Genomic DNA, 2,029 nt, shown 5'->3' on the forward strand with positions numbered 1-2,029 from the left:
ACTTTACTTTGCGCGAATGTCGCTCTGGCCAAGGAATACAAAGAACTGCGTTTTGGCGTTGATGCTTCTTACGCACCATTCGAGTCTAAAGCGGCAGATGGTAGTCTTGCGGGGTTTGATATCGATCTGGGTAATGCAATCTGTGCCAAATTGAAGGTCAAATGTACATGGGTCGAGAGCGATTTCGACGGCACGATTCCTGGCCTGAAGGCCAACAAGTTCGATGGCATTCTCTCTTCCATGACGGTGACCCCAGCCCGCGAGAAAGTCATCGACTTCTCAAATGAGCTGTTCTCCGGCGCAACCTCTTACGTGTTCAAGAAAAATTCTGGTCTGAGCGAAGAGGTTACTTCCCTTAAGGGCAAGACCGTAGGCTATTTGCAAGGAAGTATCCAGGAAGCCTATGCCAAAGCGGTTCTGGATAAGGCTGGTGTCAAAACTCAGGCCTATCAGAACCAGGATCAGGTTTACTACGACCTGGTTTCCGGTCGCCTCGATGCGGCGATCCAGGACATGCTGCAAGCTCAGCTGGGTTTTTTGAATTCCCCCCAAGGCACTGGTTATGAAGTCAGCAAGCCCGTTGACAGCGAGTTACTGCCAGCCAAAACAGCTATTGGTATCTCTAAAGGTAACAAAGACCTCAAGGCATTTTTGGATAAGGGCATCCAAGCGTTACACGATGACGGTACCTATGACTTAATCCAGAAAAAACACTTCGGTGATCTGAATCTCTATAGCGGCAAGTAAGGCCCCGGTGCCCGTCCTCGGGGCGGGCGCTTTATTATCGCGATAGGTTCCTGAATTATGTTCGAAATACTGTTGCAGGCCCTCGGGCTCTCCACATACAGCATGAAAGGGTTCGGTCCTCTGTTGCTGGAGGGCGCCTGGATGACCGTCAAGTTGTCAATACTCTCGCTGCTGTTGAGCGTGCTGCTTGGTCTTATCGGGGCCAGTGCCAAACTTTCCAGTGTCAAACTCCTGCGAATCCCGGCACAGCTCTACACTACCCTGATTCGCGGGGTGCCGGACCTAGTGCTGATGCTACTGATCTTTTACAGCCTGCAAACCTGGTTGACCGGGATCACGCAGGCACTGGATTGGGAATACATAGAGATCAATCCGTTTGTTGCCGGGATCATCACGCTGGGGTTTATCTACGGGGCCTATTTCACTGAGACCTTTCGCGGGGCGATGTTAGCTGTGCCCCGTGGACAGGTGGAAGCGGCCACCGCCTATGGCTTAAGTCGCACTCAGCGCTTTCGCTTTGTGGTCTTCCCGCAAATGATGCGTTTTGCTTTACCGGGTATTGGCAATAACTGGATGGTCATCCTCAAAGCCACTGCACTGGTGTCGATCATAGGCCTTGCTGACTTGGTAAAGGCAGCCCAGGACGCTGGTAAAAGCACCTATCAATTGTTCTATTTTCTGGTCTTGGCAGCGCTTATTTATTTGGTAATTACCAGTACTTCAAACTATGTCCTGCGTTGGTTGGAACGGCGTTATGCGGCAGGTTCCCGGGAGGCTGTACGATGATCGAACTCTTGCAAGATTACTGGAAGCCTTTTCTCTATAGCGACGGCCACCAGATCACGGGGCTGGCCATGACCTTGTGGTTGCTCAGTGCCTCAATCTTCATCGGCTTTTTGGTGTCGGTCCCGTTGTCCATTGCCCGGGTTTCATCCAAGTGTTACCTGCGCTGGCCCGTACAGTTCTACACCTACCTGTTTCGGGGAACGCCGCTCTATATCCAGTTGCTGATCTGCTACACCGGGATCTACAGCCTGGCTGCAGTTCGTGCACAACCGGTGCTCGATGCATTCTTTCGCGACGCGATGAACTGCACCATCCTTGCGTTTGCGCTGAACACCTGCGCTTACACCACGGAGATTTTCGCCGGAGCAATTCGCAACATGGCCCATGGCGAAGTCGAAGCTGCGAAGGCCTATGGCCTGACGGGTTGGAAGCTCTATGCCTACGTGATCATGCCATCGGCGCTACGTCGCTCGTTGCCGTACTACAGCAACGAAGT

At 52.4% G+C, this 2,029-nt stretch carries 3 protein-coding genes; all 3 read left to right on the plus strand.

All coding sequences use genetic code 11. The features are described from left to right. A partial coding sequence (locus AC1DVH_RS30165; RefSeq protein ID WP_477756874.1) for a transporter substrate-binding domain-containing protein occupies positions 1 to 747 on the plus strand: 747 nt, incomplete at its 5' end. Positions 748 to 804: 57 nt separating this feature from the next. Continuing rightward, a complete protein-coding gene (locus AC1DVH_RS30170) occupies positions 805 to 1,533 on the plus strand; it encodes an ABC transporter permease (RefSeq protein ID WP_064676932.1) in 729 nt (242 codons plus the stop codon). Further along, positions 1,530 to 2,029 (plus strand): ABC transporter permease subunit (locus tag AC1DVH_RS30175; RefSeq protein ID WP_477756875.1); only part of this gene is annotated, 500 nt, incomplete at its 3' end. The genes AC1DVH_RS30170 and AC1DVH_RS30175, both read left to right, overlap by 4 nt.

The organism is Pseudomonas sp. P4_C3 (assembly GCF_056402075.1).